Raw genomic sequence first — 26154 nt, forward strand, 5'->3', positions numbered from 1 at the left:
GATCGAAGGAGAGTTACTTCACCCAGATAACGCGGCGCGTTTGCGGTTCCACGAGCGCTGGACGCTGATCGATATAGACATAGGAATATTTCGGCTGATCAGGAACTACCGCAAGCGGCACATCTTCCGGGATCACCATGCCCTCGGTCACATCGCCATCAATGGCAATGGGTTGCGTCGGGTTGTTTTCCACGAAGGTAACCACATCGTCGGGTACGACGGGGACGGGCGGGCCTGCATTGGGCGCTTCGTCATAATAGACCACCTGTCGGTTCTGCATCGAAACGATGACCGGTTCACCGTTCACATAGATATAGCCGAAGTCCGGATTGTCGGGGATAGGGCGCACGACAACAGCCTCCGGCACGACATAACCTTCACCGACATCGTCTTGAATGACGACCGGGTCAACGGGATGGGCGATAACATAATCACGTGCAGACTGGGGCACTTCGATGATGACGGCATCTTGCGCGGCGGCGAGGCCGGTGGTCGCAAGAAACGCTGCCGTTGTAAGAATAAGAGCCTTTTTCATGTCGTAGTCTCACTTTCTAGCTTGCCCCGCAGCGGTGAGTTAACCGGTGCACGCCCGGTCGGTTCCGCATCTGGCGCGCACATCATGCGACAGGCTGCAACATTCGTCCCGCCCCTGGACGGACAGGCGATGCAAAAGGCGAGCTATTCGAGTGGGATAAGCGTGTGACGCTTCCTCAACGGAAAAAGTGAGCGAAATCGCGTTTCTTTATCGTCGTTTGCGAAAAATAGTGGGCTTTGTTGTAGTAATCCGTCGCAGTTCGGATTACTCACACTCATTCCCCTCAAGACAGACAGTCACCCGTTTCGGGCGGCTTCGAGTATGGCGCATGACCTCCAAGAGCCAAGGCTACTTCTTCACGATCCTCGCGGTGACCATCTTTGCGGTGCAGGATGGCATTTCGAAATATCTTGGCACGCATTACTCGCCGATCTTCATCACGATGATCCGCTACTGGGTGTTTGCCGCATTCGTCATTCTGCTGGCCATACGCTCCGGTGGCATCGCCAAGGCGGCGTCCACGAAGCGCCCGTTTCTGCAGATCACCCGCGGCGTGATTCTGGCTGCGGAAATCGTCACCTTCATCTTCGGCCTCAGCCGCGCCGGAATGGCCATGGCGCAGTCTGTCTTTCAGGGCGCGCCTTTGCTGGTCACGATGCTATCTGTGCCATTTCTCGGCGAAAAAGTTGGCTGGCGTCGCTGGACGGCGATCATCGTCGGCCTGTGCGGCGTGCTTTTGATCATCAATCCGGTCAACGCCCATTTCGACGCCAATATTCTGTTCTCCGTCGCGGCGACCTTCATGTTCGCGATCTATGCAGTCGCGACGCGCGCGGTTAGCCGCGATGACGACGCCATGACCAGCTTCTTCTATACCGGGATCGGCGGTGTGGTGGTGCTCACGGCTGTGGGTGTCTTTTATCTCGTGCCCATCGCGCCGCACGACTGGTTCTGGATGGCGGCGCTCTGCGTTTGCGGCATTTCCAGCCATTATTGCCTCATCCGGGCTTATGACATTCTGGAAGCAGGCGAAGTACAGCCGCTGACCTATCTCCAATTGGTCATCGGCGCATTTATCGCAACGCTGGTTTTCCATGAAACCCTGACATGGAATGTCATCGCCGGTGCTTTCATCGTTGTCAGCGCTGGTCTCTTCTCCATGTTCCGGGAACGCAGCCTGTCGCTCAAACGCACGACAAGCTCCACAACGCCCTGAACCGGCGGCTCGGGACGTACACGAAGCGAACAAATAGGAGAGTAAGCGTGTCACGCTTGCTCTATCGCAAAAGCAAAAAATTCAGATTCCTCTGCTCGCGGCAGCGAAAGATAACGGGTTTCGTTGTATCAATCTCGTTATTTAGCGATTACTCAAACGCATTCTTTTAAGTCGATTTTCACCTGTTTCGGGCGGTTTCGAGTATCGCGTATGAGCCCCAAAAGCCAAGGCTACCTATTCAAGCTTGTCTCGGTGTCCATCTTTGGGGTGCAGAATGGTATCTCGAAATATCTGGGCACACATTACCCACCGATCCTCGTCGCGATGATCCGTTATTGGGTTTTCGCTGCATTCGTCATATTGCTAGCCAGGCGATCCGGGGGGATTGTTAAGGCAGCTTCCTCGAAGCGGCCCTTTCTTCAGCTTGCCCGCAGCATTATGCTGGCGATGGGAGTGGTCTTTGCCATTTTTGGCCTGAGCCGGGCGGGACTGGCCACGGCTCAATCGGTTTTTCAGGGCGTGCCTTTGCTGGTCACTGCGCTTTCCGTGCCTATCCTCGGCGAAAGGATTGATTGGCATCGCTGGTTGGCGATCATCATAGGCCTGTGCGGCGTGCTTTTGATCATCAATCCGGTCAACGCCCATTTTGATGCCAACATCCTGTTCGCCGTGGCTGCAACCTTCACATTGGCGATCTATGCTGTGACGACACGAGCGGTCAGCAAGGACGACGGCGCGGTGACGAGTGTCTTCTACACAGGCATCATTGGTTTCTTGGTGCTGACGGTCGTAGGTGTCTTCTATATGGTGCCAATCGCGTTGCAGGATATGCCGTGGATGGCGGTGTTGTGCATTTGCGGCGTTTCGGGCCATTGTTGCCTTATCTGCGCCTATCATAGTGTTGAAGCGAGCGAACTGCAGCCGCTGACTTACTTTCAACTGGTCATCGGCGCATTTATCGCGACGCTGGTTTTCCATGAAACCCTGACATGGACTATCATCGCTGGTGCTTTTATCGTTGTCAGCGCGGGTCTCTTTTCCATGTTCCGGGAGCGCAGCCTGTCGCTCAAACGCACCACAAGCTCGACAACCCCCTGAACCATAAATGAATCCGAAGTCAAATTCTCTTGAGCGGCTTTGTTTTGCCGCGATCTGTGATATATGCCGTCAACGGTCAGCAAGATTGTTTATTGCTCGCAGTTTCTTTTGAGCCGACTGTCGTTTGCGGCATGGATATCTCCAAAAGGCGCGCATCACCTTTCCCGGATAGATAAGCCAGGTTCGTGAAATCTCCGTCATCAGCATGTGATGACGGTCGCCCGTTTTTTGCCCGCTGAGCTGGAATAGCCATGAGTGTCAGCATCGAGAGCCAGAGTTCAACCACCGAAGCGACAGCTTCGGAGGGCAAGAGCAATTTTCGCATCATTGCGCTGATTGTTGCCAGTGCGATGCTGATGGAGCAGCTGGACGCGACCATTCTGGCCACCGCGCTCCCGACCATGGCGCGCGATTTTGCTGTCGGCGCGCCTTCCATGAGCGTTGCGCTGACCTCCTATCTGCTCAGTCTCGCCATTTTCATTCCGGCCAGCGGCAAGATCGCCGACCGCTTCGGCACGCGCACGGTTTTCCGCTTCGCAATTGCAATCTTCATTCTGGGTTCCGTGCTCTGCGCACAGGCGCCAAACCTGCCATGTCTGGTCGCAGCCCGACTATTGCAGGGCGCAGGCGGCGCGATGATGCTGCCGGTTGGCCGTCTGGTGTTGATCCGTTCGGTGGAACGCAAGGATCTCATCGCTGCCATGTCGTGGATGCTGGTGCCCGCGCTTATGGGCCCTATTCTCGGGCCGCCGCTTGGCGGTTTGTTCGTGACATTTCTGGACTGGCGCTGGATTTTCTACATCAATGTGCCCATCGGTATTCTGGGCATGGTGTTCGTGTCGCTTTATATCGGTGAATATAAAAGCGAAACGCGCGAACCTTTCGATTTCGTGGGTCTGATCCTGTCGGGTATTGCGCTTGGCGCTTTGCTGTTCAGCCTGGAAACAGCGAGCAATCCGGGGGAAGGGAACCTCGCGCTGAAGCTCTTTGTCGTCGGTGTTGTTTTCGGCGTTGCCACAATCGTCCATTCGCGCCGCCATCCCGCGCCGATGCTCGATTTTTCGCTGATGCGCATTGAAAGCTTCGGAACATCGATGATTGCAGGTTCGATCACCCGCATCACGCAGGGCGCGCACCCGTTTCTGCTGCCGCTGATGCTCCAGATCGGCTTTGGTCTGTCGGCTGTGGCGGCAGGCAATATGGTGCTTGCGACCGCGCTTGGCGCGCTGGCGATGAAGGCCTTTGCGCCGCGGATCATCCGGCGGTTCGGCTTCCGGCAGTCGCTGGTGGTGAATGGCATATTCTCCGCGTGCAGCTATGCGATCTGCGCTTTCTTTACACCGGAATGGCCGCATTGGCTGATCTTCATCGTGCTTGCTATGTCGGGCTTTTCAATGTCGTTCCAGTTCACCGCCTATAACACGGTGGCCTACGACAGGGTGGACGCAAAGCGGATGAGCTCGGCCAACAGCTTCTATTCGACGTTCCAGCAGCTCATGCTGTCAGTCGGTGTTTGCGTGGCGGCGCTGGTTCTTCATGCATCCATGAATTTGCATGCCCACGACGTGCCCGTCATGTCCGATTTCTCGACGGCGTTTCTCGTCGTGACCGGCATTTCGTTGACAGCGACTTTCTGGAACCTGCGTTTTGCCAAGAACGCTGGCGAACAGATGCGGGGCAGATAACGACCCTGTCAGGGTCGAATGCTGTCTCGGTCGGCAAGAATGGAGGCGGAATCGCAATAAAGCCGCATGATCTCCGTGTCTTTCTTGTCGTTCGAAAAGGCGTCGATGGTTTTATAAACGCGCACTTCCGCATCCCTTATGCGGTCCGGAATGCGGTTGTCTTCCGTCACGACGAAAGCATAGACATAGTCACCGCGCGCATAGCCGATCGCCATCGTCATGTCGGTCGGATGGTCGATATCTGTGTCCTTGGTCGAGAACAGAGTATTGTCAGTCTCGAAATAGAGTTCGGTCGGGCCAGAGCCGGTCGCATAGCTGTAATAGGCTTCCTTCTTGCCTGGATTGGCCTTGGTGTCGTCAATGCGACAAAACTCGGCGCGGGCGTTACGATCCGGAATATTGCAGGCAAATTGCGTCTGCCAAGGCGGAATACAATTCGCTGTAGCGGGTAGTGGTGCCAATACCATCATCACCGTTGCAAGACATATTTTCATGCAAAGCCCCTCATTGTCGTCCCCGGCGCCGAATCGAGGTCTGTACCTCTATTAGCAGAAGCAAACACACGCCCGATGGGCAAGCCGTTTGCTGCCGTAACGGAAGCGGTCTGTTGAAAAGGAAAAGACCTCCTTGCTGTACAATCAGCAAAGAGGCCTTTGTTCAGGAAAGCATTGAAGCTTTTTAAATGAGGCCCGATTATTCTTCGAACCAGATCTTTTCGGCCAGACGATAGCCGCTCATGTCGCCGCCGGATGGCGTCGGAGTGAAGCCCTTGATCTTGTCGGTTGCGGCGGCAAGATTGTCGGCGAAGAGCGGGATGATTTCGCCGCCTTCATCCACCATGATGACTTGAATGTCGTGGTAGATTTTCTTGCGCTTTTCCTCGTCCAGCTCAACGCGGGCTTCGGCAAGCAGCTTGTCGAAAGCTTCGTTCTTCCAGGCGGTTTCGTTCCACGGTGCGTCCGACTGCAGGATCATCGACAGCATCGCATCGGCGGTCGGGCGAACGGCCCAGTTGGAGGCGACGAACGGACGCTTCAGCCAAATTTCATCCCAATAACCATCGGATGGAACGCGTTCCACATCAATGGTGATGCCGGCCTTGGCAGCAGCAGCCTGATAGACCTGCGCCGCATCGACCGCGCCGGGGAAGCCGTTTTCCGAAACGACCAGCGGGATATTGCCGCTATAGCCGGACTTCTTGAAGTGGAAGGCGGCCTTTTCCGGGTCATAGGCGCGCTGCGGAATATCCTTGGAATAATACGGGTTCGACGACGAAATCGGGTTGTCGTTGCCAATAGAACCGGTGCCGCCAAGAATGCTCTTCTGCAATTCTTCGCGGTCGATGGCGTATTTCAGCGCCAGACGCACATCATTATTGTCGAAAGGCGCCGTATCGACCCGCATCGGCAGGCAGTACATGGTGTTTTCAGGCGTCTTCAAAATCTGAACGCCGGGACGCGATGAAACGAGACCAACGGATCGAGCGTCGACACGGTTGACGACATGCACCTGTCCGCTGAGCAGCGCGGCCATGCGGGCCGTCGCGTCGCTCATGGCGATGGTTTCGACGGATTCCACATTGGCGCGATCCGGTGCCCAGTAATTCGGGTTGCGGCGGGTCAATGCGCGAACGCCCGGCTGGAAATCTTCCAGAATGAACGCGCCAGTGCCGATGCCCTTATCGAAATCCGCATCGAGCGGCGTAATGCCAAGATGCACATCAGTCAGAGCGGCCGGAAAGTCGGCATTGCCCTTGTCGAGCGTGATCGTTACTTCGTAAGGATCGGTCGCCTTCAGTTCGGTCACAGCGAGCAGGAAACCCTTGCCGCCGGAATTGCTGTTTTCGCCGCGATGATGGTTCAGCGAGTAAATGACGTCTTCGGCCTTCAGTTCCTTGCCATTGTGGAACTGGATGCCCTTCTTGAGACGGAATACCCACTGCGATGCATCTGGCTTGGTTGCTTCCCAGCTTTCGACGAGTGCGCCATAGAGACGGCCATCCGGTGTCGGCTCAAGCAGGGTGTTGAAGAGCTGGAAACCCACCGAATACATATAAGCTTCGGGATAAAAGGCTGGATCGAGACGGTCCGAACTCGACGCCGTATCAAGACCCATGATCAGATGGCCGCCCTTGCGCGGCGTGGCGTCCTGCGCGCGTGCCTGACCCGGCATCCAGAAGCTGCCGGTCGCGCCAAGCGCCAGTGCGCTGCCCGCTCCAAGCAAAAACTGACGACGATTTGGGGAAAGAGAGTTCGGGTTGTGATCCGACATGGCGGGTACTCGCATTCTATGTAACGGGGCCTGTGTAGCAGGCGTACTATTTGGTTCCGTTCTATCGGGACCGCTGATTGCATTCGTGGTAATTTTTTCTAATTTTTACGCAATTTCTGTAATAATTTTCAATAGGAATTATTACGATCCTGCGCGTAGCGTTTCAGGCGCCCATGGCAGTCGAACAGCGCAGGCGGGGGCTGGCGTTAATCCAGATCAGCGCAGCCCTGAGCTTCTGGAGGTCTTTGCTGCAACGGTTGTGCATAAGGAAATGACAGAACCCATTGAAAAGATTGAAGTTATGATACCTAAGAATGCTCGACTGGTACTGACCATGCCTGCGCAAGGAAGTAAAAACTTTTAACCAGTCCCGCAAGGAAAGTAAGAATTTGAACTTAACTTAAATAAGTAAGTATCGATTCTTTGGCGTTCTGCCGCTAAACTCCATGTTCAGTATGGGCGAGAGCACGCACCGAAAACTGCCACACGCAGGCGTCGGACAGAACGTGCGCGAGAAAAAGTGGCTGGAGCGCCGGTTTGACATGGTCAGAACCGAACGCGTTTTAAGGGGTGCGGAGCTAAATCTTGGAGCTAGACCAAAACACGCTATTTTTCGCAGCGGGCTTATGTTCGCTTGCGGTGGCGCTAACCATTTTGAGCGTCTGGTATCAGAACCGCATGGACAAGTTCCTGCTCTGGGGCTGCCTGGGTATGATCCTGCTCGGCGCAGGCGCGGTGCTCAGCTATTCGGGTCTTCTGGCTCTGGTTCCCTCGTCGGTGATCGCTTTCAGCCTGATGACCGTCGGCTTCGTTTTCCTGTTCATCGGTTCAAAGCAGATTTCGGCCAGACGGGTGCCCACAGGCAATCTCTTTGTGCTTTCCATCGTTGCGATTGGCGTTATTCTGGCACCCATCCTGTTGGGTTTTGTGGGCGTTGGCATCGCGATCTTCAATTTTGTGGCGGCATTTCTGCTTTACATCACGGCCAAGGAATATGGCTCAGTCTATCATGAAGCGCCTATTCCCGTTGTCGGCATGATGACGCTCTATCTATTGACAGCCGTTTCGTTTTTCCTGTGCGGCTGCGTCATCGTCTATGAACAGCAATGGGTGATGACCAGCCTGCCAAGCAATCTGGCGGAAGATTTCAATGCCATGATGGCGCTTATCGGCATTACGGGGATCGGGGCCCTGTCGCTGACCTTTACGCAATCGCGTATTGCGCGACGTCATGCCAATGAAGCGCGTACCGACAGTCTGACCGGCCTGCTCAACCGGCGGGCGCTTTACGACAGTCTGGCTGTTGATGAGATGCGCGCGGGCGACTCCGTGATTGTGTTCGATCTGGATGCGTTCAAGTCGATCAACGACAGTCACGGTCATACGGTCGGGGACCGCGTGTTGCTGGAATTCGCAAGCATCATCCGTGCCCATGCCGGTCAGGGGGCGATTATTGCGCGCATCGGCGGTGAGGAATTCGTGCTTATCCTGCGGCAGACCTCCAACGTGAATGTTCTCGCGACCGCTGATAAAATTCGCAAGGCTTTCGCGTCCGCTTCGTTCGACACGACGCGCGATCCATTCAGCACGACCACGAGTGCGGGTATTGCCTTCCTCACGGCAGCCGATTCCGGGTTTGAGACCGTTTTCCGTCGTGCCGACGCCGCGCTTTATCGCGCCAAGGATCTGGGCCGTAACCGGATTTGTACCGAGTTGCAGATCGTCGCCTGATCGATTTCACATGTCTCTGGAAGGGCTTTAGGGCACGCCAAAAGCGTGGCTTTGCGCCTTATTATGGAGAAATTATCCACGAAGTCTGGTTATTCCTTCCAAACTGGAAGGAGTTAGCTTCATTCTGCCCGACTAATCAGCGAGCAATTTTTTTGAGATTGTCCGTTTCAATAATCACTGTTTTGAAACGAGGTTCATCGTGATCGACAATCGTACCGCACCTTATGCGATCTTCATTCTGCGTCTCGCGCTCGGCATTCTGTTCCTGGCCCATGCGGGTCTGAAACTCTTCGTCTTCACCCCTGCCGGAACGGCTGCCTTCTTCGGATCGCTCGGCCTGCCGGGCTGGTTCGCCTATGTCACCATCCTCTGGGAAATAATTGGTGCCGTCGCGCTGATCATCGGCGTCTATCCGCGTGTTGCGGCTGCTGCCCTGATCCCGATCCTGCTCGGTGCGATCTTCACGGTCCACGGCGCAGCCGGCTTCTTCTTCACCAATGCCAATGGCGGTTGGGAATTCCCGGCATTCTGGATTGTCGGTCTTGCCGTGGTGGCACTTGCAGGCAACGGCGCTTTTGCGTTGAAGCCGGGCGCATCCGCGAGCTGACGCCAAAACGCACTGTTCCGCAATGCGGGGAGGTGGCCTATGCTCCTCTCCGCACTTTTCCCGATCATCAAGGATAGATGCCATGCTCGTAGACGGAAAATGGACTGAAGACTGGCAACCGGTCCAGGCCAAGGATGAAAAAGGCGGCTTCGTGCGCCAGATTTCCGGCTTCCGCAACTGGGTCACCCCGGACGGCAGCGCGGGACCTACCGGCGAGGCGGGTTTCAAAGCCGAGCCCGACCGCTACCATCTCTATGTCGCCTATATCTGTCCGTGGGCGTCGCGCACGCTGATCGCGCGCAAGCTGAAAGGGCTGGATAAGCTCATTTCGATCTCCGTCGTGGAGCCAGCGTTAACGGATCAGGGCTGGCGTTTTGGTGACTATCCGGGTTCCAACCGCGATAGCCTCAACGGCGCGACCTATATGCATGAGCTTTATACGAAGGCCGATCCCCACTATACGGGACGCGCCACTGTGCCGGTATTGTGGGACAAAAAGACGAAAACCATCGTCAATAATGAATCCGCCGATATTGTCCGTATGTTCAATACCGGCTTTGGCGATCTCGCCAATAACGATATCGATCTTTACCCGGAGCTGCTGCGCGCGGAAATCGATGCGCTGAACGAGCATATCTATCCAAGCCTGAACAATGGCGTCTATCGGGCCGGGTTTGCCACCACGCAGATTGCCTATGATGAAGCTTTCCGCGATGTGTTCCGCACGCTGGACGAGCTGGAGGCTCGGCTTTCAGGCAATGGACCGTTCCTGTTCGGGGATCGCTTCACCGAAACGGATATCCGCCTGTTCGTTACTCTGGTGCGCTTCGATGCGGCCTATCACGGCCTGTTCAAGTGCAATCTGCGGCGACTGGTTGACTACTCCGCGCTCAGTGCCTGGCTGACGCGCATTCTGGATATCCCCGGCATTCGCGAAACGGTCAATATCGATCACATCAAGCGCGGCTACTATTCCATCAAGGCGCTGAACCCCACCGGCATCGTGCCGCTTGGGCCAGATTTGCCGGGGTTGGCTCCGGTTCACATTTGAAAGTGAATGACAGACAGATGCATTCTTTGATTATCTTTCTCCACGGTGTCGGCAGTCGCGGGGCGGATCTCGCTTCGCTTGGCGAGTTCTGGGCCGATGCCTTGCCCGGCGCGGCATTCGCAGTACCGGATGCGCCCTTTCCCTTCGATCAGGGTGGTAACGGGCGTCAATGGTTCAGCGTCAGCGGTGTTACGCCCGCCAATCGCCCGCAGCGAATTGTCGAGGCGCGTGCGGCTTTTGATGAAACTCTGACGCGGATCATTGCCGAGCATGGCTTTGCCGATAAGCTCGACCGTGTAGTGCTCGTTGGTTTTTCCCAAGGCGCGATCATGTCGCTTGATGCGCTTGTTTCGGGTCGCTGGCCGGTTGCCGCCGTGGTTGCCTTTTCCGGCAGACTGGCTTCGCCGGAACCTTTCACACCGACACTTGCGACACAGGCCCTGCTGGTGCATGGCAGCGCCGATCCGGTCATTCCGGCAAGCGAATCCGAAAGCGCAAATGCGCGCTTTGCCGGTATCGGTGTGAACTCCACCTGCCATATTCTGCGCGGCGTCGGGCATACGATATCGTCTGAAGGCGCGGTCATGGCTGCCGCATTCTTGCGGTCTGTTTTGAAGCTTGGATAATTTCCAGATTAAGCTATTTTCCTGCCTTGTGAGACGGAAAATAGCTGGAATGGAAGCAATCAATGGATCGGCTTGACTGCGAACGTATGTTCGTTGCGGTGCTGGATACGGGCAGTTTTTCAGCGGCGGCGCAACGGCTTGGGACAAGCAGCGGTCAGGCATCCAAACTCGTATCAAGGCTGGAGGCTGATCTTGGCGTCCAGCTCATCAAGCGCACCACGCGCGCCTTGTCACCGACAGAGGTCGGATACGCCTATTACGAGCGTATGAAGGGGCTGTTGCAGGACTTCGACTCCTTGGAAGCGTCGGTGCGCAATGCATCGGGCGCTCCGACCGGGCGCATAAGGCTGACGGCGCCGATGTCATTCGGCACTTTGCGGCTGACGCCGGTATTGCTGAAATTTGCGCAGTCTTTTCCCGATATTCAGATCGATGTGAGCTTTTCCGATCGCGTTGTCAGTCTGGTCGATGAAGGCTTCGATATCGGCGTGCGGATCGGCAAGCCGCTCGATAGCAGCCTGATTGCCCGCAGGCTATGCGATGCGCGGGTGGTTCTTGTGGCCACGCCATCCTATCTCGCCGAGCACGGAGCGCCGGTTCATCCGCAAGATCTGACGCGGCATAGCTGCATTATCGATACGAATTTCCGTGATCCCTATGTCTGGCGTTTCGCGTCGCAGAGCGGGGGCGATGCCGAGGCGGTCAATGTCACGGGCCGTTTGCATTTTTCCAATGGCGAGGCTTGTCTCAATGCGGCTCTGGCCGGATTGGGTATTGCGCATGTACCGACATTCATTGCCGGTCCATCCATCCGTGAAGGGCGCGTTCAACGCGTTTTGGGGGATTTTGAAAGCAAGCCGCTTGGCATCCATGCGGTCTACCCGCCTGCGCGCCATCTCGCGATCAAGGTGCGCACCCTCGTCGACTATCTGGCCGAGAGTTTTCGCGGTGAGCCCGATTGGGATCGGGGTTGGCATTAAAAATGTCATGCCCGCCGAGAAGGCGGGCATACAGCGGTCTCGTATCAGGCTTCGAAGCGACTGACTTCCAGTCCCGTGCCGATTGGCAGGAGCACACTGCCGATACCCGCTTTGGCGCGGATGGCTTTACTATAGCGCTGAAGGTTTTCACCGCCGGGACGGATCATATTATCCGCCACGACAATCGCGCCGTCATTGAGCTTCGGATAGAAGGCTTCAAGGCAAGGCACGTACAGGTCTTTCCAGAGATCAAGGAAAACAAGGTCGACCTTTTCCGGCAGCGCTTCGATCATCGCGACGGCATCGCCGATCCTGAAATCGATCTGGTCGGCCAGCCCGGCCTTTGTCGCCATTTCCTTTGCGAAATCGGATTTGTAGCCATGGAGTTCCATGGTGATCAGCTTGCCGCCGGTGGCGCGCGCCGCGTCACCGAGCCAGATGCCGGAATAGCCGAACGAGGTGCCGATTTCGAGGATAGTCGGCTTGTGCAGGCTTCGCGCCAGCGTGTTGAGAAAACGACCTGTGTCGGGACCGATAGCGCGCATACGCATATCCTGCCCGCCATCGCGGCCGCCCGGCGCTTCGATGCGCGGCGCATCGCGTTCCTCACGCTGCCGCGCATGGTATTCATCAAGGACGGCCTGCACCTTTTTGTCCAGCATATGCTCGCCGACGGTCAGCTTGCGCCAATGGATGGCAAGTTCTTCGCGAAAGGCAAAGCGCACCAGATGCCGTTCGACGACATCCTGCAATTGCGCCAGCGAAGGCTGGTCTGGCGAGGTGAGGGCAAGGTGTAGAAACTGGTCGTCGGCACGCAACCGGCATTCGCCGATGGAAAAGCTGATCTGCCCTGCTTCTGGATCGAAGGTGACCGGCAGCTTATGCGCAAAATGCTTGGCCAGCTGCTGCAAATAACGGCTGGCATGGGCGGTCTCGATAGCCGCCGCGGATTCCGCGGCAGCATTGGTTGAGACAGGTGCATTCATCAGCTTTCCTCCACAATTCGCGTGGCTTCCTTGAGGGCGGCCACGATCGCTTCGGCGCTGGCGGCGTCCATCGGTCCGCGATGCAGTCTTTGACGAACGGTCGCCTTCAGACTTTTCAGCGCATGGATGACCTCATGCGGCATGTCGCCATTGTGCTCGGCAAAGCTGTTTATCCTGCTCAAAAGAGCATCGGCGGCAGCGCGGTTTGCGACCAGAAAGGCCTCGCCTTCAGCCGTTATGCGATTGAGCTTCTTGCCTGAATCACCGGGTTCCGTGACGGTGTAGCCCATATCCTCAAGCCATGAGAGCGTCGGATAAATCACGCCGGGGCTTGGCGTGTAGACGCCTTGCAACTGTTCGGAAATATCCTTGATCAGCTCATAACCGTGACGGGGCCGTTCGGCGATCATCGAGAGGACGAGCAGGCGCAAATCGCCATAATCGAAGATGCGCTCGCGACGGTGACCGCCTCGGCCACCACGTCGTTCGCCTCGACCTTCGCCACGCTCCCCGAAAGGATGTTCAGCGTGGGGATGTTCGCCGCGATGGCGGCCAGGTCCACCGAAAGGACCACCCCAACGCCCACCTCTGTGTTCACCCCGATGGTCGCCCCGATGGTCGCCATGACGACCGTGACGGTGTTGGGCTTCTTCTTGTTCCGGATGTTCTGGACGGCGATCCGGATCGCCATTTTTTGTGTTTGTCATGACCACAAGATAAATCTCGATATATCGAAAAACAAGATATATCGAAATAAATTTTTCGTAATGTTTTTCAGACAGCCGTCAGGCGAACATAAGATCGACCTGCGCCTCGAACATGGTTGCGGTGTCGATCAGATTGTCCTGTCCGAGCAGGCCGTTATGAACAATGCCCATCCATACGGGCGCAGTGAGCAGGTGCGGGTAGGTTTTCAGGATCGTGCCTTTCAACTCGCCGCGCTCGGCGGCCACGTCGATCAGCCAGCGTATCCGTTCCAGAAAAGGTTCGTAGACTTCGGTGCGATAGACCTCTGTGAGATAGGGAAAGGCATGGCCTTCAGCGAGCACAAGCCTTGCCACCGTGGCGCGTCCCTTGTTCTCAATGCTCCGCATCACCGGGATCATCGTGCGTTTGCAATAGTCGGAAACCCGCTCGTCCGGCCGGATGGGGAAGTTTTCAATCTCGCCAAGCGGGTTGGTCACGATATCACGGACAATACCGGCAAAGAGGTCTTCTTTCGTATCGAAATAGCGATAGGCTGTGCCTTTGGCGAGGCTGGCACGCTCGGCGATACCAGCCATGGTCGCATTGGCGTAGCCCTTGTCGAGGAACTCCCGCATCGCAGACCGGATGATCAGCTTACGGGTTCGCGCGGTTTTTTCGGGGCTGGGACCGCGTGTTCTGGGCGCCTTCGCTATTGTGCGAGGCTGGGCATTTTGCGCTTCAGCACGATTGGTCTTCGGATCGTTGACCATGGCTGTTTTTCCTTCTTCGTAGTGTCGTCATCTCAAAGCAGTGTATTTAATGGTCCCCATTGATTGGCGTTTCTGAGGTCAATCCATCTATGAGTTGTTACGCATTATCTCGCGCAGGACCATTGCAGTTTTTTGCTGGAAATACCTTATGAGCGCTTTTTCTGTATAAATTCAGTCTCTTGCAAGCAGAGCCGATGGCGCTGCGATGGGGGATTGATCTTTGCAATTGGACAGCGATGCCGTTATCACCCGCGTGCAGAGATTAAGCCTTGGCTTTAGACGAGAATTGGAAAGTAAGCATGGTTCGCAGCATCGGGATGTTGATCGTCGGGATTACGGCACTGGTGAACGGCATCCTCCGATTGGGAACACCGGCACAGGCCGTTGAAAAGTCCGGCTGGCTTTATGAACAGTTCGGCGATCAAGGCGTTGCCTATGGCACAATCGTGCTTGGTGTGGTCGCGCTTATCATCGGCGCGATCATGTTTCGCAACAGCTGGTGGGTGGTGATACAGCAAAGGCGCAATCGCGCCTGACTGTGGGAAACCGGTTTAGGACAGCGCGATCACGTAGAACTTCGAGTCTACGGCCATTACTGGAAAATTTTCCGGTAGGGCGCTGCGTTCCACTTCGGTAAAACCGTTCTTCTCATAGAAGTGGTGCGCGCCAAGAAATTTGTCGGTTGTTCCAAGATAAATGCGGCGAATGCCGTTTTCACCGGCATGGGCGAGCAAGGCTGACAGCAGTTTGCTTGCCGTACCGATACCCGAACCCCGATAGGGAGCGGCGACGAACATCTTCCGCAAGGCGGCTTCATTGTTGCCAATATCCTTGAGCGCGATTGTGCCCACGACCTGACTGTCATGCTCCGCGATCCAGAATTCTCCAGCGCCGGGTCGATAGAAACTGTCAATGGCATTCAGGTCAGGCTGATCCTGCGCCGTGATGGCGATGCCATATTCTTCCTGCTGGATCGGCAGAATGACGGAGAAAATGCCTTCCAGATCGTCCTGTTGAAACGGGCGAACGGTGACGGAAACGGGGGCAGCTATGTCGGTCATGGGAAACGATTCATCAAAGGAAAGGGATAGCGGAATGTGATCTCAAAAGCCGTTGAGATCAATTGGTTCTCATCATGTGCTTGAAGCAAAATGTCGTCATGATGTTTAGAATTTGCGATAGACGAAACTGTCCGGAATTGGGGCGGACGCGTTTTCTTGCGCCATGGCCGTAACCATATCGCGGAGCGGTGAGCGCATGCAGACCGGATCGGTTGCGCTCGCATCTCCGGCCAGCGCCATCGCCTGACAGCGGCAGCCGCCAAAGTCGATGTCCTTGCGCTCGCAACTGCGGCAGAGATCGGGCATCCAGTCATCGCCGCGATAGGCATTGAAGGCCTCGCCGTCATACCAGATATCGGCCAGCCCCTTGTCGCGGACATTATCGAAATGAAGCGACGGGATTGTTTCTGCGGCGTGGCAGGGCAGCACACGCCCGTCCGGCGTGACATTCAGGCCGACCCGGCCCCAGCCGCCCATGCAGGCTTTCGGATAAGACGAATAATAATCGGCGGGAACATAGTCGATCACCAGCCTGCCTTCGAGACGCTTGCGCGCTGCGGCTACTGTCTGGTTGGCTTTGACAACCTGTTCGCGCGTCGGCAGCAGCGCGGCCTTGTTCTTCTCCGCCCAGCCATGAAACTGAACGGTTGCGATTTCGATGCGGCGCGCGCCGAGCGTCAAAGCAAGCTCCAGCATCGCGTCGAGCTGGTCCATATTCTGCTTGTGGCAGACTGCATTGACGGTCAGCGGAATGCCCGCCGATGTGACCCAATTGGCCACGGCTATCTTGCGGTCGAACCCGCCTTTATATCCGCCAATGCGATCAGCCGATGCGGCATCGGTGCCCTGTATGGAAAGCTGCACATGGTCAAGGCCAGCCTGCCCAAGCGCCTCCACACGCGCTTCTGTCAGGCCGACACCCGATGTGATCAGATTGGTGTAAAGGCCAAGCTCGACGGCGGCCTTGGTCAGTTCAAGAAGGTCCCGCCGCGCCGCCGGTTCTCCACCAGATAGATGCAGGTGCAGGACACCCATTTTTGCGGCCTGCCGAAAGACCTCTCTCCATTCTTCCGTAGAAAGCTCCTGCTTTGCACCAATCAGTTCCAGCGGGTTGGAGCAATAAGGACAGGCAAGCGGGCAGCGATGTGTCAATTCGGCGAGCAAAGCCATCGGCGGCGGTGCCAGCCGCTGCAGCTTTGCTTCCTGAATTGCCAGATTCATCCCAGAACCTTGATCATGCGGCGGTTGGCGAGTTCCTGAACAAAGGCCAGCACATCGCTTCCGACCTGTTCACGTGGCGCATTGAATTCCAACGCAAAAGCATCGCAGATTGCATCGACGCTGCGAACACCATCGAGCGCATTGACGATCAGGATCGCAATATCGTCCAGCGCCATGGCGCGCTCTGGTGCGAGAAGCACAGTTTGCCCGCGCACCTCATCAACACGCAACCTCACGCCGCGTGCAAGCGTGACGATATCCGCCGGTTTGATGGTAACGCTGTCTGTCTTGCTCATGCGGAAACCTTCTTTTCTGCCAGCGCCTTGTCCCATCCGGCATCCACGCCTTGCTTGCCGTCCCACGCGCCGGGCGGGATCATGCCAGGTGCCACATAGGCCGCATAAAGCGCATCAAGCTGCGCCCAAAGCACATCGGTTTTGAAGGTCAGGGCAGCGGCGACAGCATCCTGCTTTTCCAGAGTGTCGGCGTGTTCCAGCACATAGGCAAGACCATATTCGACATCAATCGGCGCTTCATTGAGCCTTTGGCGGAAATAGGACAGCGCCTGTTCGTCGGCGAAGGCATAATGCTTCAGCAGGCCCGCGATCCGGTCCTTATGGATTTTGGGTGCGAAAAGTTCGGTAAGCGACGACGCAACTGCGTCCAGAAGCGGCTTGTCACGGACATAGTGAACATAAGCGCCGACCGCAAAGCGCGTTCCCGCCAGAATGCCCTTGCCGGACGCCACATAGTCGGGATCAAGGCCAACGGCCTCGGCCAGCTTGAGCCAGCGCCGGATGCCGCCGCCTTCATGAATGCCCCCGTCGTGGTCTTCAATGCGCGAACGCCAGGCGCGGCGCATGTTCACATCCTCACAGCGCGAAAGAAACGCCGCATCCTTCATGGGAATGCTGCTCTGATAGCAATAGCGATTGATCACCCAGGCGCGCACTTGCGTGATGGTGCATTCGCCGCCATGCAGCCGGATATGGAACGGATGCTTGTCGTGATAACGTTCAAGGCCGATGGCCAGAAGGCGGGCGTGGAATGTCTCCTTGTCGGCAGCGTCTTTCATAGAGCAATCTCCTTGCCGTCAAAGGCGATTTCAAACCCGCTGTCCTCGACCAGCTTCCGTTCGGGACCATCACGCCAGACCGGGTTCGTATTATTGATATGGACGTATATTTTCCGATCCACCGCGACATCGGCGAGCGCTTTCAGGCTGCCATCGTCGCCGGACATTGAAATATGTCCCATGCGACGGCCCGTCTTGATGCCGGTGCCCGATTGGATCATCTCATCATCGGTGAAAAGCGTGCCGTCGAAATAGAGAATATCGGCGCCGCTGATCCGTGCCTTGAGGTCTTCGCGCACCACGGCACAGCCTGGAATGTAATAGACGCGGTGTCTGGCCGAGACGAGTTCGACGCCAACTGTCTGTTCGCCCTCAAGGGCGGTGTTCGGGTTTTCGCCTTCCATGAAAAGCGGTACTTTTCCCGGAACGGAAAACAGATGCGCTTCAATTCCCGGAACCAGCTTGAAGGGTTCATTCAGCGCCACGATTTCCTGTGTAACGAAAGCAGGATCAAGCGCGGTGAAAATCGGGTTTGCAGTGAGGATATCGCGAATGGCGGCGGTCATCACCAGCCGGAACGCCTGCTTTTCCCGCAGCGTCAAAAGACCGGCAATGTGGTCGATATCGCCATTGGTCAGAAGAACGGTCTTGATCGGATTGTCGCGTAGCGCACGCGGATGCAGCGCGGCTGTGTTGATCAACTGCTGGCGTATATCGGGTGATGCATTGAGCAACGCCCAGTTTTCACTATCCGATGTGACGGCCAGCGAGGATTGGGTCTGCGGCGCAATCCCGTCCGGCAAACGCGATCGGGCCAGACGGCAGTTTTCGCAGCCGCAATTCCATTGAGGGAGACCGCCGCCAGCGGCGGCCCCGATCACAATTGCGCGGAACTCCGTCATGAAACTGTTCACGCGTCTTGGGAGGCGTGTCAGAACAGGATCGGTTCGTCACCGTCTGCTGGTGCATAGCGATTGATTTCCATGCCGCAGCTAACTTCGATGAACTTCGGTGCATGCCACGACACAGGCTTTTTCAGAGGCTTTGTCATAAGGCTTCTCCTTGGTTGGACGAATGATAACATTCTACCACCTATAAACTAGGAAGAGCCACAGCCTTTACCAGACCAAGACGGCCGCTTTTTTGCGGATTATCACACGGCGCTGTCCGGTCCGCCCTTCTTGTCCTTGATGGGCGCATTGCCGTGAATGAGTTCGCGCCCGGCATAAAGGCCGCCAGTGACTTCGATTGTCAGGCGGTCGCCGTCACGACGGCGAACATCTTCCATGACGCGCTCACGCTCTTCTTCATCGACGTCGAGCATTTCGAGTGCTTTTTCGCCGAGAGCAAGCGCTGATTCAAAGGTTTCGCGGATTTGATATTCCACACCAGCATGGATCAGTTCGATGGCATGTTCGCGGTCGAACGAGCGCGCCAATACGGGAACCAGCGGAAACTCCGCTTTTACCAGTTCGGCGATCTTCAGGCTCGCCTCGCGGTCGTCAACGCCGATGATGATCAGTCTTGCACGATTTGCGCCTGCGGCATGCAGAATGTCGAGGCGGGAGCCGTCGCCAAAATAGATCTTGAAGCCAAAATCCCGCGCATTGCGGATGGCGTCGGTGCTGGTTTCGATGATGGAAATCGAACAGCTGTTCCCGAGGAGCGGCTGGCTGACAATCTGCCCGAAACGTCCAAAGCCGATCAGCAAAACACTGGCCGACAAATTGTCCGCTGCCTCGACGCCCTCCATCGAAGGCGCAGGTTTTGGCATCAGCCGGTCATGCAGGATGATCATGATTGGTGTGAGAGCCATGGAGACGATGATCGTCGCTGTCAGGATGGCATTGGCCTCTGCATCGATGATGTTGACCGAGGTCGCGGCAGCATAAAGGACAAAGGCGAATTCGCCGCCCTGCGCCATCAGCACGGCGCGCTCGACAGCTTCGCGATTGCTGGCGCGAAACAGGCGGGCAACGGCGTAAATACCAATCATTTTCAACAGCATATAGGCAATGACGGCCACAATGATGAGCTGCCAGCTGGCGGCGATTACTGCAAGGTCGAGCGACATGCCGACGCCGAGAAAGAACAAGCCGAGAAGCACGCCGCGAAATGGCTCCACATCCGCTTCAAGCTGATGGCGGAATGAGGATTCCGACAGAAGCACACCGGCGAGGAATGCGCCCATTGCCATCGACAATCCGCCAAGCTGCATGGCCAGTGCTGCGCCCAGCACGACAAAAAGCGCTGCCGCTGTCATGACCTCGCGAGCTTTTGCCTTGCCGAGAATGCGGAACAGCGGATCGAGCAGATAGCGACCGGCCAGAACCAGACCGGCGATGGATGCGAGGCCAATGGCAACGCCGGTCAGTCGGTCGGCCAAGGTTGTTTCTTCGCCGCCCGGCGCCAGAAACGCGACGAGCGCCAGAAGCGGCACGATGGCAAGGTCTTCGAGCAGCAGGATCGCCACGATACGGCGTCCCTTTGGCAGGCCCATGGCGCGCCGTTCCTCCAGCATCTGCATGACAATGGCGGTAGACGTCAGCACGAAGCCGGTACCTGCAACAAAGCTCTGCGCGACCGGATAGCCAAGCGCGAGGCCGACGAAGGTGAGAAGGCCGATGCAAAGGGCAACCTGCGCCAGACCAAGCCCGAAGATTTCACCACGCATCGACCAAAGGCGCGATGGCTGCATCTCCAGACCGATGATGAACAGGAACATGACGACGCCGAGTTCAGCGACGTGCAGAATGGCCTGCGGATCGGAAAACAATCCAAGCCCGAACGGACCGATGACCAGTCCGGCTGCAAGATAGCCAAGAACCGAGCCGAGGCCGAGCCGTTTGAACAGGGGAACTGCAATAACGGCTGCGCCTAGAAGCACGACAATGGGAACAAGATCAAAGCCGCCGTGATGGGCAGCCTCGGCGGCATGTGTTGCAGTTTCAGCGGCGGCCATTGGCTATTTCCTTGCCGGTTGCCAGCATCAAGCGTGGCGAAAATGTGGGGGAGAGCAAAGATTACAAGAAGAATCGGATGTTCCGAAGCAAATGTACAGATTGCCATTGGGATGAGCGAGTCTCGACCTGTCACGCACAAAAGCAAATATTGCTGCGCTATGGTCTATTGAAATTGTTTTTTGCGATATCCATGTAGTTTAAGCTCGCTAGAGGAAGCGGGCAATTGGGGAGGTCCGTCGCAAGGCGGCTTTGTGTCTATTTGGGAGGACATATGCGTAGGTTTATTCTGGCCGTTACGTCGGTCGCTGCGTTGGCGCTCGCTGCTGGCTCGGCTTCGGCGGAAGATTATAAGCTGCTAGCGCCTGCTGCGCCGGGCGGCGGTTGGGACCAGACAGCACGCACCATGCAGAGCGTGCTGCAAGACGAAAAGATTTCCAGCAGCGTACAGGTTATCAACGTACCGGGTGCAGGCGGCACCATCGGTCTTGCGCAGTTCGTCAATCAGAACAAGGGCGACGCCAGTCAGCTGATCGTCGGCGGCTATGTGATGGTCGGCGCAATCCTGACCAACAAGTCGCCGGTAACGCTGGAACAGGTGACGCCGATTGCGCGTCTCACCGGCGAATATGAAGCCATCGTTGTTCCCGCCGCATCCGATATCCAGAATCTCGGCGATCTCGTTGCCAAGCTGAAGGCTGATCCAGGTTCCGTATCCTGGGGTGGCGGCTCAGCAGGTGGCACTGATCACATCACGGCAGGCCTTTTCGCAAAGGCTGCTGGTGTTGATCCGACCAAGGTGAACTACATCGCATTTTCGGGTGGCGGTGAAGCTCTCGCGGCAATTCTCGGCAATCAGGTAACGGTCGGCATTTCCGGTTATGGCGAGTTCGACTCGCAGATTAAGGCCGGCACGCTGCGCATCATCGGCATTTCGAGTGACCACCGTATTGACGGCATCGATGCCCCGACCTTCAAGGAAGGCGGCGTGGACGTGGCCATCCAGAACTGGCGTATGGTTGCCGCCGCTCCGGACATCACCGCCGAGCAGGAAGCAGCAATCAATGCTGATGTCGAGAAGCTAGTGAAATCAGAATCCTGGCAAAAGGCGCTGAAGGACAAGGGCTGGGCGGATACCTATCTTGCCGGTCCGGCCTTCAAGGAGCAACTCGCCAAGGATGTCGCAGCCACCGAAACCATCCTCAAGGAAATCGGCCTCGTCAAATGACAGGATCTCAACAGCAGGAAGAGCGTCGCCCTGAAGGGGCGACGCCGGATTTCGCCGCTCTTGTCATCGCTTTCATTCTCGGCGCCGTCGCCATTGCCATCGCGTGGTCCACAGCCTACGGCAACGATGTGATGAGTTACTCGCCGGTCGGCCCGAAGACTGTTCCCTATGTCGTGGCAGCCGGATTGTTCGGCCTCGCGATCTGGACGGTTATCGAAGCGCTACGCGGTGATTTTCCCAAAAGAGAGCACCAGGAAATTGCCCCCATGGCATGGATCATCGGTGGTCTGGCTATCCAGATGTTGACGATGAAGACGGCCGGGTTTTCGCTCGCCACCGGATTGCTGTTTGCAGCAACCGCGCGCGGCTTTGGCTATCGCAAGTTCTGGATCAGCGTTCCCGCAGGCATCGTCTTTGCCTTCGTGATCTGGTTCATTTTCGCGCGCGGTCTTCAGCTGTCGCTACCGTCTGGCTGGCTTGAACGTTTCGTCTAGAGCGCGTTTCGATCTGATTGGATCAGATCGGCGTTCTAACTATTTGTTTTAACGCACATCCTATCCGAAAACCGTTTCACACTTTTCGGGATGTGCTGTAACGGCCAGGGCATATCATGGATACTGTAGCACTTCTCGCCAACGGTTTGCTGGTGGCGCTGGAACCATCGAACCTTCTTTATGCGCTGATCGGCGTGACGCTTGGCACAGCGGTCGGTGTTTTGCCGGGTATTGGGCCGGCGCTCACCGTCGCGCTTCTCTTGCCGGTGACCTACAAGCTGGACCCTTCGGGCTCGCTCATCATGTTTGCCGGTATTTATTACGGTGGCATGTATGGCGGATCGACCACGTCCATTCTTCTGAATACGCCCGGTGAAAGCGCCTCCATCGTCACGGCGCTCGAAGGCAACAAAATGGCAAGGGCCGGGCGCGGCGGTCCCGCTTTGGCCACAGCGGCCATCGGTTCCTTCGTTGCCGGTCTCATTGCCACGCTTGCGCTTGCCTTCGTGGCACCATGGGTGGTGAAATTCGCGCTGTCTTTCGGTCCCTCCGAATATTTCGCGCTGATGCTGCTCGCCTTCATGACTGTCTCGGCGGCCTTCGGCGATTCAACCCTTCGCGGCCTCACATCGCTGTTCATCGGTCTTGCGCTCGGCCTGATCGGTATTGATCAGCTGACCGGACAGGCGCGGCTCGTGATGGGCACGCCGAACCTGCTCGACGGCATCAATGTCACGACGCTGGCCGTGGCGCTGTTCGCTATCGGTGAAACGCTGGCAGTCGTGTCCAAAAAGCTTGGTCCCGATGATGAAGTCATCGCGGTCAAGGGTTCGGTCTGGATGACCAAGAACGACTGGAAACGCTCATGGATGCCGTGGTTGCGCGGCACGGCCATCGGCTTCCCGATTGGCGCCATGCCTGCGGGCGGCGCTGATGTGTCGAGCTTCCTGTCCTATTCGGCGGAGCGCCAGTTTTCCAAGCATCCGGAAGAATTTGGCAAGGGCGCAATCGAAGGCGTTGCCGGGCCGGAGGCCGCCAACAACGCATCGGCTGCCGGTACGCTTGTGCCGCTTCTGACGCTCGGTCTGCCGACCACGGCGACAGCTGCGATCATGCTGGCTGGTTTCCAGCAGTTCGGTTTGCAGCCGGGACCGCTTCTGTTTGTGACCAATGCCTCACTGGTCTGGGGACTGGTGGCAAGCTTGCTCGTCGCCAATCTGATGCTGCTCATCTTGAACCTGCCGCTGATCGGCCTGTGGGTGAAGATGCTCACCATCCCGCGCCATTGGCTTTATGCGGGTATTCTGGTGTTCGCGACGCTCGGCACGATTGGCGCCAATGCCTCGACGTCGATGCTGTTCGGGCTGCCGGTCTCGTTCGAGCTGGGCCTGCTCTTGGCATTCGGTCTTCTGGGCTATGTGCTGCGGCGCTTTTCCTATCCGATCGCGCCGGTGGTCGTTGGCCTGATCCTCGGGCCGATGGCGGAAAAGAGCTTGCGTCAGGCGTTGCAGATCAGTCAGGGCAACCCGATGGCGCTTGTCCATTCCTGGGTGTCGATTGTGCTGATTGCGCTCGCAATCGCCGCTGTCGTGGTGCCGATGATCATGCGCCAGCGAGGCAAGGGCGCAGTCCTGGCGCAGATGGCAACCGACGAAGACTGATATCAACAAAACAGCCCCGGTTTTGCCGGGGCTGTCCATAACGCGGATACAAACTACTCTTTACGCAAACTTATCCGTGAATTTCGCGGAACTGCTTTGCATCGATGCCAAGCGTCTCAAGGTCTTTCGCAGCAGGCTGATGACCAACCCGCATTGCAGCAGAAGCGCGGACTGCGCTGCCGAATTGCGCGAATGCACGACCGAAACGATTGTTAAAACGGGCAAACATTTTCATCTCCATTACGGACAGTTTCTTCGTCCGTGATTGTTAGATGGCGATGGAAAGGCCGGTTTTGAATAGAATTCGTTGCATGCCTGCCATGCAGCAAGTGCATGTGACAGCCGCAGCAATCAGGCGATGGCTTTTTCCTGTCCGATATCGGCATTCATGCGATTGCGGCCAATCGGCAGCATCATCGGTCGCCCGGAAGTGGGATCAGTGATGATGCGGCTTTCGAGCCCAAAAACATCTGCAACCGTTTTTTCGGTGAGCACATCTTGCGGCGCGCCGGAGACATGCAGGCGACCGTCGTTCATCGCAACCAGAAAATCGGCATAGCGGGCAGCAAGGTTGAGATCGTGCAGCACCATGACAATGGTGGTGCCGCGTTCCCGGTTAAGGTCGGTCAGAAGATCGAGAACCTCGACCTGATGGGCGATATCGAGAAAGGTGGTCGGCTCGTCGAGGAGCAGTACTTCCGTCTGCTGTGCCAATGCCATGGCGATCCACACGCGCTGGCGCTGACCGCCGGAAAGTTCATCGACAGGTCTTTCTGCAAGCGATGCAGTCTGAGTCGCGTTCAGCGCGGCGGCGACAGCTTCGTCGTCTTCACGCGTCCAGCGCGCAAACATTTTCTGATGCGGATTGCGGCCACGGCTAACAAGGTCGGCAACCGTAATGCCCTCTGGCGCGATGGGCGATTGCGGGAGCAGACCGAGGGTTCGCGCCAGTTCGCGGGAAGGGACTTTGTGTATGGATTTTCCGTCGAGAAGCACCTGTCCCTTTCGCGGCGCAAGCAGTCGAGACATGGTGCGCAGCAGAGTGGACTTGCCACAGGCATTGGCGCCGACGATCACCGTGATCTTGCCGGATGGAACGTCGAGATCGAGACCGTCGAGAATGAGTGTGTCGTCATAGCCCGACGAAAGCTGGCTAACGGTGAGTGTATGGGTGGTCATAGCGAACCTCCGGTCCGGTTGACGCGTATGATGAGGAATATCAAGTAAGGTGCGCCGAGCGCGCCGGTGACGACGCCCACCGGATATCGGCTGGGCAGCAGGAATTGCCCGCAATAGTCACCGACGAGCACAAGGGTGGCCCCAACAAGTGCAGAGGGGATCAGCAGCGAGCCTTTATTGCCGATGATGCGCGCAGCAATTGGTCCGGACAAAAAAGCGACGAATGAAATCGGTCCTGTTACCGCCGTTGCGAAGGAAATCATACCAACGGCTGCGATGATAACGATGATGCGGGTTGTGGCGACGCGTGTGCCAAGTGCTGCGGCAGTATCGTCGCCAAGCCGGAGCGCCTCCAGATCGCGGCTGCGGCTCAACAACAGGCCACCGAAAACGCAAAGGGCCAGAAGCAGCGGTAATGTCTGGTCCAGACGGGCACCGTTGACGCTGCCTGTCAGCCAGCGCATGGCTTCCTGAAGGTTCCACGCTGGAGCGCTGGAGAGGATATAGGCGATGAAGCTTTCCAGCATCGCCGAAACGCCAATGCCGACAAGGATCAGCCGCGTGCCAGCAACACCGTTTCGAAACGACAGGCCATAGACCAGCAAGGCAACACCCAACCCGGCGATGACTGCGAAGACGGACACAGCCGGGCCGCTCATGGAAAGCACGACGATGGCGAAAACGGCAGCTGCACTCGCACCGGAACTGATCCCGATAATGTCGGGGCTCGCCAGCGGATTACGCAGCATGATCTGAAAGGCCACGCCCCCCAGACCAAAGCTCAATCCGGCCAGAACCGCCAACACTGCGCGTGGCAGGCGTAGCTGACCGACTGTGAAGCTTGCACCCTGCACATGTTCGCCGAGGAGTACGCGCATCACGTCGGATGGCGGCGTAAAGGACTGGCCGAGCATCAGCGTCAGCGCGAAAAACACGGTCAGCAGCGCCAGCAATAGTGCAATGATGGCTGTGCGCTTGCGAGCACGAAGTCGGCGGTTCTGCGCAATGGTGGCTGCGGTGGGCGATAACATG

30 protein-coding genes and 1 pseudogene are annotated in these 26154 nt (G+C 57.0%); 13 read left to right on the forward strand and 18 right to left on the reverse strand.

The window, feature by feature from the left end; all coding sequences use genetic code 11:
* Nucleotides 1-13: 13 nt before the first annotated feature.
* Entirely contained in the window at nucleotides 14-535 is a 522-nt protein-coding gene (locus FHW00_RS03150; protein WP_078336854.1) for a DUF1236 domain-containing protein, read from the reverse strand.
* A 328-nt stretch (nucleotides 536-863) separates the two neighbouring features.
* Here FHW00_RS03150 and FHW00_RS03155 point away from each other — a divergent pair, with 328 nt between their 5' ends.
* The 3 genes from FHW00_RS03155 (at nucleotide 864) to FHW00_RS03165 (ending at nucleotide 4534) form a co-directional block, all read left to right on the forward strand.
* On the forward strand, nucleotides 864-1751 hold the full coding sequence (locus tag FHW00_RS03155) for a DMT family transporter (protein WP_078336855.1): 888 nt from the start codon (nucleotides 864-866) through the stop codon (nucleotides 1749-1751).
* Between the two features lie 210 nt (nucleotides 1752-1961).
* Entirely contained in the window at nucleotides 1962-2849 is an 888-nt protein-coding gene (locus tag FHW00_RS03160; protein ID WP_078336856.1) for a DMT family transporter, read from the forward strand.
* Between the two features lie 251 nt (nucleotides 2850-3100).
* Nucleotides 3101-4534 (forward strand): DHA2 family efflux MFS transporter permease subunit, encoded by a 1434-nt coding sequence (locus tag FHW00_RS03165; RefSeq protein WP_078336857.1) that lies wholly within the window; start codon nucleotides 3101-3103, stop codon nucleotides 4532-4534.
* 8 nt (nucleotides 4535-4542) lie between these two features.
* Here the strand turns inward: FHW00_RS03165 and FHW00_RS03170 are convergent, their stop codons facing one another.
* On the reverse strand, nucleotides 4543-5028 hold the full coding sequence (locus FHW00_RS03170; RefSeq protein ID WP_139364319.1) for a hypothetical protein: 486 nt from the start codon (nucleotides 5026-5028) through the stop codon (nucleotides 4543-4545).
* Between the two features lie 199 nt (nucleotides 5029-5227).
* A complete protein-coding gene (locus FHW00_RS03175) occupies nucleotides 5228-6805 on the reverse strand; it encodes an ABC transporter substrate-binding protein (RefSeq protein WP_113533425.1) in 1578 nt (525 codons plus the stop codon).
* Between FHW00_RS03175 and FHW00_RS03180 the strand changes: the two genes are divergently transcribed.
* The 6 genes from FHW00_RS03180 (at nucleotide 6804) to FHW00_RS03205 (ending at nucleotide 11800) form a co-directional block, all read left to right on the forward strand.
* A complete protein-coding gene (locus FHW00_RS03180; RefSeq protein WP_078336859.1) occupies nucleotides 6804-7169 on the forward strand; it encodes a hypothetical protein in 366 nt (121 codons plus the stop codon). The two genes, FHW00_RS03175 and FHW00_RS03180, sit on opposite strands and share 2 nt — an antisense overlap.
* Nucleotides 7170-7390: 221 nt before the next feature.
* Nucleotides 7391-8536 carry a GGDEF domain-containing protein gene (locus tag FHW00_RS03185; protein ID WP_078336860.1) on the forward strand — a complete coding sequence of 382 codons (1146 nt, stop codon included), beginning with the start codon at nucleotides 7391-7393 and terminating at the stop codon, nucleotides 8534-8536.
* Nucleotides 8537-8735: 199 nt separating this feature from the next.
* Nucleotides 8736-9143, forward strand: a complete 408-nt coding sequence (locus FHW00_RS03190) for a DoxX family protein (RefSeq protein ID WP_078336861.1) — start codon at nucleotides 8736-8738, stop codon at nucleotides 9141-9143.
* A gap of 82 nt (nucleotides 9144-9225) precedes the next feature.
* The gene (locus FHW00_RS03195; RefSeq protein ID WP_078336862.1) at nucleotides 9226-10194 is read left to right on the forward strand and encodes a glutathione S-transferase family protein; all 969 of its coding nucleotides are present in this window, start codon (nucleotides 9226-9228) and stop codon (nucleotides 10192-10194) included.
* 17 nt (nucleotides 10195-10211) lie between these two features.
* On the forward strand, nucleotides 10212-10820 hold the full coding sequence (locus FHW00_RS03200) for an alpha/beta hydrolase (protein ID WP_078336863.1): 609 nt from the start codon (nucleotides 10212-10214) through the stop codon (nucleotides 10818-10820).
* 62 nt (nucleotides 10821-10882) lie between these two features.
* Complete coding sequence (locus FHW00_RS03205; RefSeq protein WP_078336864.1) at nucleotides 10883-11800, forward strand: LysR family transcriptional regulator; 918 nt, start codon at nucleotides 10883-10885, stop codon at nucleotides 11798-11800.
* Between the two features lie 44 nt (nucleotides 11801-11844).
* Here FHW00_RS03205 and FHW00_RS03210 read toward each other — a convergent pair whose 3' ends face one another.
* From FHW00_RS03210 to FHW00_RS03225, 5 genes and pseudogenes are all read right to left on the reverse strand, one after another.
* A complete protein-coding gene (locus FHW00_RS03210) occupies nucleotides 11845-12459 on the reverse strand; it encodes an O-methyltransferase (protein WP_210189462.1) in 615 nt (204 codons plus the stop codon).
* Between the two features lie 36 nt (nucleotides 12460-12495).
* A pseudogene (locus FHW00_RS03215) lies at nucleotides 12496-12786 on the reverse strand (DUF2218 domain-containing protein); the annotation flags it as partial.
* Nucleotides 12786-13217 carry a PadR family transcriptional regulator gene (locus FHW00_RS24490; RefSeq protein WP_445557846.1) on the reverse strand — a complete coding sequence of 144 codons (432 nt, stop codon included), beginning with the start codon at nucleotides 13215-13217 and terminating at the stop codon, nucleotides 12786-12788. The pseudogene FHW00_RS03215 and the gene FHW00_RS24490, both read right to left, overlap by 1 nt.
* Nucleotides 13193-13477, reverse strand: a complete 285-nt coding sequence (locus FHW00_RS24495) for a hypothetical protein (RefSeq protein WP_445558198.1) — start codon at nucleotides 13475-13477, stop codon at nucleotides 13193-13195. Before FHW00_RS24495 ends, FHW00_RS24490 begins: the two co-directional genes overlap by 25 nt.
* A 94-nt stretch (nucleotides 13478-13571) precedes the next feature.
* Complete coding sequence (locus tag FHW00_RS03225) at nucleotides 13572-14243, reverse strand: TetR/AcrR family transcriptional regulator (RefSeq protein ID WP_078336866.1); 672 nt, start codon at nucleotides 14241-14243, stop codon at nucleotides 13572-13574.
* Between the two features lie 299 nt (nucleotides 14244-14542).
* Between FHW00_RS03225 and FHW00_RS03230 the strand changes: the two genes are divergently transcribed.
* Entirely contained in the window at nucleotides 14543-14779 is a 237-nt protein-coding gene (locus tag FHW00_RS03230; protein ID WP_445557847.1) for a hypothetical protein, read from the forward strand.
* Between the two features lie 15 nt (nucleotides 14780-14794).
* On the opposite strand, the gene FHW00_RS03235 is transcribed toward FHW00_RS03230, so the two are convergent.
* The 7 genes from FHW00_RS03235 to FHW00_RS03265 all read right to left on the reverse strand — a co-directional run bounded on the left by FHW00_RS03235 (nucleotide 14795) and on the right by FHW00_RS03265 (nucleotide 20562).
* Nucleotides 14795-15304, reverse strand: a complete 510-nt coding sequence (locus tag FHW00_RS03235) for a GNAT family N-acetyltransferase (RefSeq protein ID WP_078336867.1) — start codon at nucleotides 15302-15304, stop codon at nucleotides 14795-14797.
* Between the two features lie 105 nt (nucleotides 15305-15409).
* Nucleotides 15410-16525, reverse strand: coding sequence for a pyrroloquinoline quinone biosynthesis protein PqqE (pqqE, locus tag FHW00_RS03240; protein ID WP_113533430.1), 1116 nt, complete (start codon nucleotides 16523-16525; stop codon nucleotides 15410-15412).
* The gene (gene pqqD, locus FHW00_RS03245; RefSeq protein WP_078336868.1) at nucleotides 16522-16821 is read right to left on the reverse strand and encodes a pyrroloquinoline quinone biosynthesis peptide chaperone PqqD; all 300 of its coding nucleotides are present in this window, start codon (nucleotides 16819-16821) and stop codon (nucleotides 16522-16524) included. The genes pqqE and pqqD overlap by 4 nt, the downstream gene beginning before the upstream one ends.
* Nucleotides 16818-17600 carry a pyrroloquinoline-quinone synthase PqqC gene (gene pqqC / locus FHW00_RS03250; protein WP_078336869.1) on the reverse strand — a complete coding sequence of 261 codons (783 nt, stop codon included), beginning with the start codon at nucleotides 17598-17600 and terminating at the stop codon, nucleotides 16818-16820. Before pqqC ends, pqqD begins: the two co-directional genes overlap by 4 nt.
* On the reverse strand, nucleotides 17597-18502 hold the full coding sequence (pqqB, locus tag FHW00_RS03255) for a pyrroloquinoline quinone biosynthesis protein PqqB (RefSeq protein ID WP_078336870.1): 906 nt from the start codon (nucleotides 18500-18502) through the stop codon (nucleotides 17597-17599). Before pqqB ends, pqqC begins: the two co-directional genes overlap by 4 nt.
* 29 nt (nucleotides 18503-18531) lie before the next feature.
* Nucleotides 18532-18627 carry a pyrroloquinoline quinone precursor peptide PqqA gene (gene pqqA, locus FHW00_RS03260; RefSeq protein WP_078337071.1) on the reverse strand — a complete coding sequence of 32 codons (96 nt, stop codon included), beginning with the start codon at nucleotides 18625-18627 and terminating at the stop codon, nucleotides 18532-18534.
* Nucleotides 18628-18753: 126 nt separating this feature from the next.
* A complete protein-coding gene (locus tag FHW00_RS03265; protein WP_078336871.1) occupies nucleotides 18754-20562 on the reverse strand; it encodes a monovalent cation:proton antiporter-2 (CPA2) family protein in 1809 nt (602 codons plus the stop codon).
* A 272-nt stretch (nucleotides 20563-20834) separates the two neighbouring features.
* Between FHW00_RS03265 and FHW00_RS03270 the strand changes: the two genes are divergently transcribed.
* The 3 genes from FHW00_RS03270 (at nucleotide 20835) to FHW00_RS03280 (ending at nucleotide 23943) form a co-directional block, all read left to right on the forward strand.
* Complete coding sequence (locus tag FHW00_RS03270) at nucleotides 20835-21788, forward strand: Bug family tripartite tricarboxylate transporter substrate binding protein (protein WP_078336872.1); 954 nt, start codon at nucleotides 20835-20837, stop codon at nucleotides 21786-21788.
* Nucleotides 21785-22282, forward strand: a complete 498-nt coding sequence (locus FHW00_RS03275) for a tripartite tricarboxylate transporter TctB family protein (RefSeq protein ID WP_078336873.1) — start codon at nucleotides 21785-21787, stop codon at nucleotides 22280-22282. Before FHW00_RS03270 ends, FHW00_RS03275 begins: the two co-directional genes overlap by 4 nt.
* Before the next feature lie 116 nt (nucleotides 22283-22398).
* Nucleotides 22399-23943, forward strand: a complete 1545-nt coding sequence (locus FHW00_RS03280) for a tripartite tricarboxylate transporter permease (protein WP_078336874.1) — start codon at nucleotides 22399-22401, stop codon at nucleotides 23941-23943.
* A gap of 70 nt (nucleotides 23944-24013) precedes the next feature.
* On the opposite strand, the gene FHW00_RS03285 is transcribed toward FHW00_RS03280, so the two are convergent.
* The 3 genes from FHW00_RS03285 to FHW00_RS03295 all read right to left on the reverse strand — a co-directional run bounded on the left by FHW00_RS03285 (nucleotide 24014) and on the right by FHW00_RS03295 (nucleotide 26153).
* Complete coding sequence (locus tag FHW00_RS03285; protein WP_162762585.1) at nucleotides 24014-24172, reverse strand: hypothetical protein; 159 nt, start codon at nucleotides 24170-24172, stop codon at nucleotides 24014-24016.
* 122 nt (nucleotides 24173-24294) lie between these two features.
* Nucleotides 24295-25122: an ABC transporter ATP-binding protein gene (locus FHW00_RS03290; RefSeq protein WP_078336875.1), complete on the reverse strand. Its 828-nt coding sequence runs from the start codon at nucleotides 25120-25122 to the stop codon at nucleotides 24295-24297.
* A complete protein-coding gene (locus FHW00_RS03295) occupies nucleotides 25119-26153 on the reverse strand; it encodes a FecCD family ABC transporter permease (protein ID WP_078336876.1) in 1035 nt (344 codons plus the stop codon). The genes FHW00_RS03290 and FHW00_RS03295 overlap by 4 nt, the downstream gene beginning before the upstream one ends.
* Nucleotide 26154 lies beyond the last annotated feature (1 nt).

The sequence above is a fragment of the Ochrobactrum sp. P6BSIII genome, from assembly GCF_014138065.1.
Classification (GTDB): domain Bacteria; phylum Pseudomonadota; class Alphaproteobacteria; order Rhizobiales; family Rhizobiaceae; genus Brucella.

What these genes read in the sequence shown, in the direction of transcription:
- FHW00_RS03270 (WP_078336872.1), top strand. Translation starts at nt 20,835, where the DNA reads ATGCGTAGGTTTATTCTGGCCGTTACGTCGGTCGCTGCGTTGGCGCTC.
- FHW00_RS03285 (WP_162762585.1), bottom strand. Translation starts at nt 24,172, where the DNA reads ATGTTTGCCCGTTTTAACAATCGTTTCGGTCGTGCATTCGCGCAATTC.
- FHW00_RS03235 (WP_078336867.1), bottom strand. Translation starts at nt 15,304, where the DNA reads ATGACCGACATAGCTGCCCCCGTTTCCGTCACCGTTCGCCCGTTTCAA.
- FHW00_RS03280 (WP_078336874.1), top strand. Translation starts at nt 22,399, where the DNA reads ATGGATACTGTAGCACTTCTCGCCAACGGTTTGCTGGTGGCGCTGGAA.
- FHW00_RS03155 (WP_078336855.1), top strand. Translation starts at nt 864, where the DNA reads ATGACCTCCAAGAGCCAAGGCTACTTCTTCACGATCCTCGCGGTGACC.
- FHW00_RS03290 (WP_078336875.1), bottom strand. Translation starts at nt 25,122, where the DNA reads ATGACCACCCATACACTCACCGTTAGCCAGCTTTCGTCGGGCTATGAC.
- FHW00_RS03265 (WP_078336871.1), bottom strand. Translation starts at nt 20,562, where the DNA reads ATGGCCGCCGCTGAAACTGCAACACATGCCGCCGAGGCTGCCCATCAC.
- FHW00_RS03295 (WP_078336876.1), bottom strand. Translation starts at nt 26,153, where the DNA reads ATGTTATCGCCCACCGCAGCCACCATTGCGCAGAACCGCCGACTTCGT.
- FHW00_RS03200 (WP_078336863.1), top strand. Translation starts at nt 10,212, where the DNA reads ATGCATTCTTTGATTATCTTTCTCCACGGTGTCGGCAGTCGCGGGGCG.
- FHW00_RS03225 (WP_078336866.1), bottom strand. Translation starts at nt 14,243, where the DNA reads ATGGTCAACGATCCGAAGACCAATCGTGCTGAAGCGCAAAATGCCCAG.
- FHW00_RS24495 (WP_445558198.1), bottom strand. Translation starts at nt 13,477, where the DNA reads ATGGCGATCCGGATCGCCGTCCAGAACATCCGGAACAAGAAGAAGCCC.
- FHW00_RS03175 (WP_113533425.1), bottom strand. Translation starts at nt 6,805, where the DNA reads ATGTCGGATCACAACCCGAACTCTCTTTCCCCAAATCGTCGTCAGTTT.
- pqqD (WP_078336868.1), bottom strand. Translation starts at nt 16,821, where the DNA reads ATGAGCAAGACAGACAGCGTTACCATCAAACCGGCGGATATCGTCACG.
- FHW00_RS03230 (WP_445557847.1), top strand. Translation starts at nt 14,543, where the DNA reads ATGGTTCGCAGCATCGGGATGTTGATCGTCGGGATTACGGCACTGGTG.
- FHW00_RS03195 (WP_078336862.1), top strand. Translation starts at nt 9,226, where the DNA reads ATGCTCGTAGACGGAAAATGGACTGAAGACTGGCAACCGGTCCAGGCC.
- FHW00_RS03205 (WP_078336864.1), top strand. Translation starts at nt 10,883, where the DNA reads ATGGATCGGCTTGACTGCGAACGTATGTTCGTTGCGGTGCTGGATACG.
- FHW00_RS03170 (WP_139364319.1), bottom strand. Translation starts at nt 5,028, where the DNA reads ATGAAAATATGTCTTGCAACGGTGATGATGGTATTGGCACCACTACCC.
- FHW00_RS03160 (WP_078336856.1), top strand. Translation starts at nt 1,962, where the DNA reads ATGAGCCCCAAAAGCCAAGGCTACCTATTCAAGCTTGTCTCGGTGTCC.
- pqqC (WP_078336869.1), bottom strand. Translation starts at nt 17,600, where the DNA reads ATGAAAGACGCTGCCGACAAGGAGACATTCCACGCCCGCCTTCTGGCC.
- pqqB (WP_078336870.1), bottom strand. Translation starts at nt 18,502, where the DNA reads ATGACGGAGTTCCGCGCAATTGTGATCGGGGCCGCCGCTGGCGGCGGT.
- FHW00_RS03165 (WP_078336857.1), top strand. Translation starts at nt 3,101, where the DNA reads ATGAGTGTCAGCATCGAGAGCCAGAGTTCAACCACCGAAGCGACAGCT.
- FHW00_RS03180 (WP_078336859.1), top strand. Translation starts at nt 6,804, where the DNA reads ATGGCGGGTACTCGCATTCTATGTAACGGGGCCTGTGTAGCAGGCGTA.
- pqqE (WP_113533430.1), bottom strand. Translation starts at nt 16,525, where the DNA reads ATGAATCTGGCAATTCAGGAAGCAAAGCTGCAGCGGCTGGCACCGCCG.
- FHW00_RS03275 (WP_078336873.1), top strand. Translation starts at nt 21,785, where the DNA reads ATGACAGGATCTCAACAGCAGGAAGAGCGTCGCCCTGAAGGGGCGACG.
- FHW00_RS03150 (WP_078336854.1), bottom strand. Translation starts at nt 535, where the DNA reads ATGAAAAAGGCTCTTATTCTTACAACGGCAGCGTTTCTTGCGACCACC.